The organism is Amycolatopsis anabasis (assembly GCF_009765355.1).
Lineage (GTDB): Bacteria > Actinomycetota > Actinomycetes > Mycobacteriales > Pseudonocardiaceae > Amycolatopsis > Amycolatopsis anabasis.
Genome location: NZ_VTHK01000064.1, coordinates 37568 through 45639 on the forward strand (window position 1 = coordinate 37568; position 8072 = coordinate 45639).

The following is an 8072-nucleotide window of genomic DNA, read 5'->3' on the forward strand; positions in this document are numbered from 1 at the left end:
CATGGCACCGCCAGCACAGGGCCGCAGGGTCGCCGTCACCGGCATCGGCGTCGTCGCCCCGGGCGGGATCCGGAAGAAGGAGTTCTGGGACCTGCTCTCAGCAGGGCGCTCCGCCACCGACCGCATCACCCTGTTCGACCCGAGTGGCTTCCGGTCGCAGATCTCGGCGCAGGTCGACTTCTCCCCCGCGGCGAACGGGCTGAGCGAACGCGAGGTCCGGCGGATGGACCGGGCCGCCCAGTTCGTCGTCACCAGCACCCGGGAGGCGATCGCCGACAGCGGCCTCGACGTCGGGGCGATCCCGCCCGAGCGGATCGGCATCAGCGTCGGCAGTGCCGTCGGCGCGACGACCGCACTGGAGCGGGAGTACGTGGTGCTCAGCGACCACGGCCGGCATTGGGAGGTCGACGAGGACTACGTCGTGCCGCACCTGTACAGCTTCATGGTGCCCAGCACGCTCGCCACCGAGGTCGCCTGGGCGGCGAACGCGGAAGGGCCCGCGGCGGTCATCTCCACCGGCTGCACGTCCGGCATCGACGCCGTCGCCCACGGCGCGGCGCTGATCCGGGAGGGTTCGGCCGACGTGGTCCTAGCCGGCGCCACCGACGCGCCGATCTCGCCGATCACCGTCGCGTGCTTCGACGCGATCCGGGCGACGTCGGCGAACAACGCCGACCCGCGGCACGCGTCCCGGCCGTTCGACCGCGAGCGGGACGGGTTCGTCATCGGTGAGGGCGCGGCCATCCTGCTCCTGGAAGAACTGTCCGCCGCGCGGGCCCGCGGCGCGCACGTCTACGCCGAGTTCGCCGGGTACGCGGCGCGCAGCAACGCCTTCCACATGACCGGGCTCCGGCCGGACGGCCGGGAGATGGGGGAAGCGATCGACCGGGCGCTCGAGCAGGCCCGGCTCGATCCGTCCGCAGTGGACTACATCAACGCGCACGGGTCGGGCACCAAGCAGAACGACCGGCACGAAACCGCGGCGTTCAAGCGGAGCCTCGGCGAGCACGCCCGCACGGTGCCGGTGAGCTCCATCAAGTCCATGGTCGGCCACTCCCTCGGCGCCATCGGCTCGATCGAGCTCGCCGCCTGTGCGCTGGCGCTAGAGCACCAGGTGGTGCCGCCGACCGCCAACCTGAGCACCCCGGACCCCGAGTGCGACCTCGACTACGTCCCGGTGCACGCCCGCGAACACCCCATGGACGTCGTGCTCAGCGTCGGAAGCGGCTTCGGCGGCTTCCAGTCCGCCGCGGTCCTGACCCGGCCGACGTCCTGACCAACCCCAGCCCATCCGATGAGAGGACACCTCGTGACCAGTGAAGTGATCGCCCCGCCGACCGCCGGGGCGGGCTTCCCGAACCTGGCGGTGCTGCCGCCCCGCGTGCGCGTGATCATGCTCGTCACCGCGCAATGGCTTTCGCACTCGATCAACGTCCTGGCTGAGATCGGGGTCGCCGACCACCTGGTGGCCGGCCCCCGCACGGTGGCCGAAATCGCGACAGCCACCGAGACCGACCCGGACGCGCTGTACCGCGTGCTGCGCGCGGCGGCCTCGCTCGGGGTGTTCGCCGAGCGGCCCGACGGCCGGTTCGAGCTGACTCCGGACGCGGACTGCCTGCGCAGCGACACGCCCGGCAGCCTGCGCAACTTCGCGCGGCACGTCGGCCAGGCCTGCCGCCTGCAGTCCTATGCCTCGATGGTGGACACGGTGCGCACCGGCAAGCAGGCGTTCCAGCAGGTGCACGGCATGCAGTCGTTCGACTTCTACGCGGCGCACCCGCACCTGGCGGAGGTCTTCAACGGCGCGATGACGGCCTTCAGCGAAGCGGCCGCCGGCGAGCTGAGCGGGATCGGCGACTTCGGCCGCTTCGGCGTCGTCGCCGACATCGGCGGCGGCCACGGCCACATGCTGTCCGCCGTGCTGCGCGCCAACCCGGCGGTCAAGGGCATCCTGTTCGACCGGCCCGAAGTGCTCGCGGGCGCGGACCCGGTGCTCGAGCGCAACGGCGTGCAGGACCGGGTCACGCGCTCCCCCGGTGACTTCTTCGCCGACGTGCCGGTGGCGGACGCCTACGTCCTGAAGAGCGTCCTGCACGACTGGACCGACGACGAGTGCGTCACGATCCTCGGCAACATCCGGCGGCGCATCGGCGACAACGCGGACGCGCGCGTGATTCTGTTCGAGGCCACCGTTCCCGAGCTCAACACATTCGACTTCAGCAAGCTGATGGACATCGAGATGCTCGTCAACCTCGGTGGCCGGGAGCGGACCGAAGCCGAGTGGCGGGCCCTGTTCGACAACAGCGGGTTCAAGCTGGCCACCACGACCCGCGCGACGCCGCCCAACTGGGTCCTGGAGGCGAAGCCGCGATGAGCCGCTCCGTGTCGCCCGGGATCGTTTGGGCCACCAGCGCGCCGACCGCAGCGGGCCTCGGCCACCTCAACCTGGCGAAGCTCGCGGGCATGGGTTCACTGTGGACGGTCGACCACCTGATCAGCCCGTTCCCCCAGGCCGTTTGGGACACCGAGTTCACGTTCCTGGCCAAGGGATCGTCCACCCCGGACGAGGCGTTCGACTTCGTCATGGCCCTGGGGCACCTGGCAGCCAAGGCGGGCAACGTGCGGCTCGCCGTCGGCGTGACCGATCCGCACCGCCGCCACCCCGTGAGCCTCGCCCAGACCTTCCTGACCCTGTCCCACCTGACGCGCAAGCCGCCGATCCTGGGCCTCGGCGCCGGGGAACGGGAGAACCTCGACCCCTACGGCGTTGCCTACGACCGGCCGGTGGCCCGGCTGGCCGAGGCGGTGCAGATCATCCGGAAGTGCTTCGACTCCACGGGACCGTTCGACTTCGCGGGCGAGTTCTTCCGACTGGACCAGGCGGTGCTGGACCTGCGGGCGCCGAAGGGCCGCCGTCCCGAGATCTGGCTGGCCGCGCACGGCCCGCGGATGCTCGAGCTGACCGGCCGGTACGCCGACGGGTGGTACCCGTGGGAACCGGTCGATCCGAACGAATACGGGCGGCGGCTGCGCGAGGTCCAAGGCGCGGCGAAGCGGGCCGGGCGCGACCCCGAAGCGATCCACGCGGCGCAGGTGCTGACCGTGGTGCTCGGCCGGGACGAACACCACGTGCGGCGGCTGCTACGCGCCAAGTCCGTGCGGTACCTCGCGCTGCTCGCCAACGCACGTGCGTGGCGGGCGTTCGGTGCCGAGCATCCGCTCGGCCCGGATTTCCGCGGGGCGATGGACCTCCTGCCGCACCGGTACAGCCGGGCCCAGGTCGAGGACGCCATCCGCGCGGCTCCCGACGAGCTCGTCGCGAGCCGCGTGGTCGCGGGCACGCCGAAGCAGGTCCGGGACCGGATCGGCGCCCTGGTGGACGCCGGCCTGCGGCACCCGGTGCTGGTCGCGGCGTCGGCGATGGTGGCAGCCGCCGACGCGGTCTACAGCATGGCGGGTCTGGTGTGGCTCAGCCGAAGCCTGCGCACCCGCCGAGCCGGCCGGGTGTCGCCCGTGGCCCAGGAGGTTCCGGTATGAGTCTCGACGTCCTCGTCGTGGGGGCGACCGGCCAGCAGGGCGGCGCGGTCGCTCGGGAACTGCTCCGGCGCGGGCACGTCGTCCGGGCACTCACCCGCAAACCCGATTCGGCGGCCGCGATCGAGCTGGCCGGCCTCGGCGCCGAGGTGGTGCCCGGCGACCTGGCCGTCGCCGCGTCGATCGAAGAGGCCGCGCACGGCGCCGACGCGGCGTTCCTACTCTCGGATTCCTTCGACGCCGGAACGGACTTCGAGGTCACCGCGGGGGTCGGTGCGGTCGACGGGCTCCGGCGCGCGGGGGTGGGGCACATCGTCTACACGTCGGCGGCGAGCGCCGACCGCGATACCCGGGTCCCGCACTTCGACAGCAAGGCGGCGATCGAGTGCCACCTGCGTGAGAACGGCGTGCCGCACACGGTCGTCGCCCCGGCGTTCTTCATGGAGAACCGGTTCTTCGGCCTGCGGCGGACCGACGACGGCTGGCTCCTGCCGACACCGATGCCCGCGGCGCGGGCGCTGCAGCAGATCGCGGTAGCCGACATCGCGGGGTTCGTGCGCCACGCGGTGGAACACCGCGACGACGTGCTCGGCGAGCGGTTCGACATCGCCGGCGACGACCTGACCGGCGCGTCCGCGGCCGCGATCCTGGAGCGGATCATCGGCGACCCGGTCCGCTACGCGGCGATTTCGCCGAACGCGCCGTTCCTCGGTCCCGACCTCAGCGCGATGTTCAAGTACATCGACCGCGTCGGGTTCACCGCCGACATCGCCGCCTTGCGCGCGGACTTCCCCGACGTGGGCTGGCACACGTTCGACGAGTGGGCGCGGCTGCAGGACTGGCAGCACATCGGCGCCAAGCCGATCAAGGCCGTGCCGACGGCGTGATCGTGGCGACGACGGGACCAGGCCGGGGTAGCTTCCGCTCTTGGCCTGGTCCGTGATCATCACCGGCAGAAAACTAGCAATTGATACTTCTTTGCTTGTATGTTATGAACTTCTCTCCTAGTATTGGGTGTGCGGTCAAACGATCACGGCACCCCGGCCGTGAGTTTCCTGACCTGCACTTTCCCTTGATGATTCGGAGTGTTCCTGCATGTCCAAAACCACCAAGGTACGGTTCATCGCGGCGACTGCGGCAGCGTTCGCTGTCGTCATCGCGGGCAGCACGGCGGCCAGCGCGGCACCTACGCCGAGCGTGGCCGTGTCACCGGCCAAGGGCCTGGCCGACGGAGCGTCGGTGGCGGTGTCGGCCACCGGCTATACGGCCAACGAGACGGTGACGATCTGGGAGTGCGCCGGTGGCGCTACGGGCCCGGTGTGCGACACCAGCCGCCAAACAAGGACCACCGACGCCGCGGGAGCGGTGTCCACGTCGTTCGTGGTGCACAAGGTCCTCACGACAGCGTCGGGACCAGTGGACTGCACCACGGTCGCCAACGGCTGCTTCGTGGGCGCGGCGAACGAGTCATACAGCGAGGTCGCCTCGGCAGTGATTTCATTCGAGTGAGCTGAGCGCTTGTCTCGCGGCCGGTCGACCCCACCCCCAGCGGTCGACCGGCCGCTTCCTTACCTGAAAGGATCATCGGCCATGAGCCGGCTCCGCATCGGCGTCTTGGGCTGCGCTAGCATCGCCTGGCGCAAAATGCTCCCGGCCCTGACCGCCAACCCCGACGTGACAGTGGTGGCACTGGCAAGCCGTGATCCGGAGAAAGCCGCTCGCTTCGCGGCCGGGTTCGGAGGCGAGCCGGTGACCGGCTACCACCAACTGCTGGCTCGGGAAGACCTCGATGCGGTGTACATCCCGCTCCCCGCGGCCCTGCACGCAAGCTGGGTCGAGCGCGCACTCGAGGCGGGTTTGCACGTACTGGCCGAGAAACCCGTGGCGACAAAGGCAAAGGACGCGGAGTACTTAGTGGCGCTGGCAGCCGCGCGTGGGCTGACACTGCTCGAGAACTTCATGTACCGCTGCCATTCCCAGCACGCGGCAGTGAGCGAGTTGGTTGCAGAGGGCACAATCGGAACGGTCCGCTCACTGACGGCGGAGTTCGCAATCCCCGCCCCGGCACCAGGCAACATGCGGTACGAGCCGGAGATCGGCGGAGGAGCATTGCTGGACATCGGCGTGTACCCAATCCGCACAGCGCTGGACTTCCTGGGCGACGAGGCCGAAGTAGCCGGAGCAACACTGAACATCGACGCCGATTTGCGAGTCGACGTGGGCGGAGCCGCCCTACTGGCCGAGCCGGCGGGTAAAACCGCGCAGGTGACATTCGGAATGCGTCACGGATATCGCTCCCGCTACGAGCTGACGGGCGACAAGGGCCGAATAGCGGTGCTGTGGGCGTACACCCCACCGGCGGGCCACGCCCCGATCATCCGAATCGAGCACCAGAACAGCGTGGAGGAGCGGACACTACCGCCCGACGACCAGTTCGCGTCAGTGGTAAGCCGTTTCGCAGCACGGATCCTAGACGGCGTGCCATCAGACCTGGTGGGCCCGGCGATAGTCGCGCAGGCGGGTCTGGTGGACCGAATCCGAGAGCAGGCGATGCGGCTACCGGATCCAGGAGTGGAGTAGCGGCCTTGAACACGCGCCCCATCCCCCCACACACACCGGCTCCCTGGTTCGCAGTCCCGCTGCCCCGCCTTCAGGTCGTCCCGAATAACCGCGTACGGCAGTCCGACCGATTCTCCCTCGCACCACTAGGAAAATCGGGAATCAGCCGTCGAGGGCGGCCGCGGTCAAGGTGATCAGATCTGCCGCATCGCTGACTGCAAGCCCGCCGAACTGGGGTTGCCGTTCACGACCTGGAGCCTGGCCAAGCTGATCGGATACCTCGCCGAACACGCCTGGATCCAGGCAAGCACCGAGACCGTCCGGCAGACGGGTTCTACGCCAGGAGGGCGTGTCCTGGCAGGCACCGAAGACCTGGAAAGCCAGCAAAGATCCGGACTTCGTGTTGACGAGTTCGGGCCGCTGAACCTGCAGCCCCGACCCGGTCGTGGCCGGTTCCCCCCTCGGCCACACGGGGCGCGCCACCTACACGCGTACCAATTGTTCGGCAGGGCGACCACCCCCGGCGAGTGCCTGCAGTAGACCCGGCCCAACTACTGGTGGAGGGCACCTATTCGGAGTGTGCGCTATTCGTCGTCAGGTCAGTGGTGTTGGTCGCGCGGGCTTCCAGGAGCGATGGGTCATCCCATTCGTTGCGGTCGTAGGAAGTAACAACATCACGACCACGCGACCCTGGTCATGGCAGGAGCCAGCGATCGAACCAGGCCCGGGTGCGGCGCAGGACGTCGAGTTGGTGGTTGCGTTCCCGGATCGAGTGGCCCTCTCTGGGGTAAATAACGAACTCGTGCTCGACGCCGAAGTAGCGCAATGCCCGGTGGAAGTACACGGCTTGGCCGAGGGGGACGTTGGTGTCCTCGGCGCCGTGCAGGATGAGCACTGGGGTGCGGATGCGGCTGGCGAAGGAGATCGGGCTGACCGCGTCATGCGGATGCGGACCGGCGCTGGACCACCCGGTGCTGCCACCGAGCGCGGCCTCGAACTGGCCGTTCTCGCCGGTCGCGGCGAGCATGCCCCAGTCGATGACACCGGCGAGGACCAGCGCGGCGCGGAAACGATCGGTCTGGCCAACGGCCCAGGCGGCCATGAATCCGCCGTGGCTCCCGCCGGCGATGCCTAGCCGCTCCGGATCGGCGACGCCCTCGGCAACGAGCAGGTCGATGCCGGTCAGGATGTCGGTCCACTCCTCCCGGCCGACCCTGCCGGCCACGCTGGCGGCGAACTTGTGGCCGTGGCCTTGGCCGCCGCGCGGGTTGGGCAGGAACACCGCGTACCCTGCGGCGGCCAGCAACTGCGCGTGCGCGCTGGGGAACCAGAACAGCTGGAAGCGATCGGCGTACCGGTCGTAGGGGCCTCCGTGCACGATCGTGACGAGTGGGAACGGACCGTCCGACGCGGTTTTTCCGACCGGCAGTATCAGCAAGCCGTCCAGGCCGAGGCCATCGGCGGCACGGTAGGCCAGCGGTCGCTGGGTACCGAGAGCGATGCCGTTGAGTTCCGGGCGGGTGTCGGTGATCTTTCTCAGCGGCCGGGTCGGTGGCCCGACGTGAACATTCGCGGGCTGGTAACGGGTACCGGTCAGTACCGCGATTTTCCTGCCGGTGGGTGTGGTGGTGAGGTCGTCGAGATGTCCGGGGTGGTGCGACAAGGTCGTGGGGCCACCGGGGTCGAGCCGGGCCAGGGTCGTGTTCAAGCCGTCGGCGAAGACAACCAGAGGGGCGGCATCGGTCTGGCACAGTTCGGTGGGGCACATCGGAAGGCCAGCGGTGCGGTTGCGGCGGACGCGGCTGCCCACGGCCAGGTCGAACACGGCGGTGCCGGCATGCAGAACCGGTGGAGTGAGAGCAACGTAACCGAGGTGCCAACCGTCCTCGCCCGGCCACCAGGCCAAAGAGCGCGCTTCGACCTCCACGGGTCCGAGATCCTCCGCGGTCCCGGTCGCGGGGTCGAACAGGTGCAGTTGG

8 protein-coding genes are annotated in these 8072 nt (G+C 69.6%); 6 read left to right on the forward strand and 2 right to left on the reverse strand.

Going from position 1 to position 8072, the window contains the following annotated elements; genetic code table 11:
• Position 1 precedes the first annotated feature (1 nt).
• From FXO23_RS43315 to FXO23_RS43340, 6 genes are all read left to right on the forward strand, one after another.
• Complete coding sequence (locus FXO23_RS43315; RefSeq protein WP_158893479.1) at positions 2-1276, forward strand: beta-ketoacyl-[acyl-carrier-protein] synthase family protein; 1275 nt, start codon at positions 2-4, stop codon at positions 1274-1276.
• Positions 1277-1309: 33 nt separating this feature from the next.
• On the forward strand, positions 1310-2374 hold the full coding sequence (locus FXO23_RS43320; protein ID WP_158893481.1) for a methyltransferase: 1065 nt from the start codon (positions 1310-1312) through the stop codon (positions 2372-2374).
• Positions 2371-3537, forward strand: coding sequence for an LLM class flavin-dependent oxidoreductase (locus FXO23_RS43325; RefSeq protein ID WP_158893483.1), 1167 nt, complete (start codon positions 2371-2373; stop codon positions 3535-3537). Before FXO23_RS43320 ends, FXO23_RS43325 begins: the two co-directional genes overlap by 4 nt.
• The gene (locus tag FXO23_RS43330) at positions 3534-4421 is read left to right on the forward strand and encodes an NmrA/HSCARG family protein (RefSeq protein ID WP_158893485.1); all 888 of its coding nucleotides are present in this window, start codon (positions 3534-3536) and stop codon (positions 4419-4421) included. Before FXO23_RS43325 ends, FXO23_RS43330 begins: the two co-directional genes overlap by 4 nt.
• Positions 4422-4629: 208 nt before the next feature.
• Positions 4630-5043, forward strand: coding sequence for an enediyne antibiotic chromoprotein (locus FXO23_RS43335; RefSeq protein WP_158893487.1), 414 nt, complete (start codon positions 4630-4632; stop codon positions 5041-5043).
• An 81-nt stretch (positions 5044-5124) separates the two neighbouring features.
• Positions 5125-6114, forward strand: coding sequence for a Gfo/Idh/MocA family protein (locus FXO23_RS43340; RefSeq protein ID WP_158893489.1), 990 nt, complete (start codon positions 5125-5127; stop codon positions 6112-6114).
• A gap of 141 nt (positions 6115-6255) precedes the next feature.
• On the opposite strand, the gene FXO23_RS52395 is transcribed toward FXO23_RS43340, so the two are convergent.
• On the reverse strand, positions 6256-6384 hold the full coding sequence (locus tag FXO23_RS52395; RefSeq protein WP_281356727.1) for a hypothetical protein: 129 nt from the start codon (positions 6382-6384) through the stop codon (positions 6256-6258).
• Between the two features lie 403 nt (positions 6385-6787).
• The coding region (locus FXO23_RS43345) for an alpha/beta hydrolase family protein (protein ID WP_158893491.1) at positions 6788-8072 on the reverse strand (1285 nt) is incomplete at its 5' end.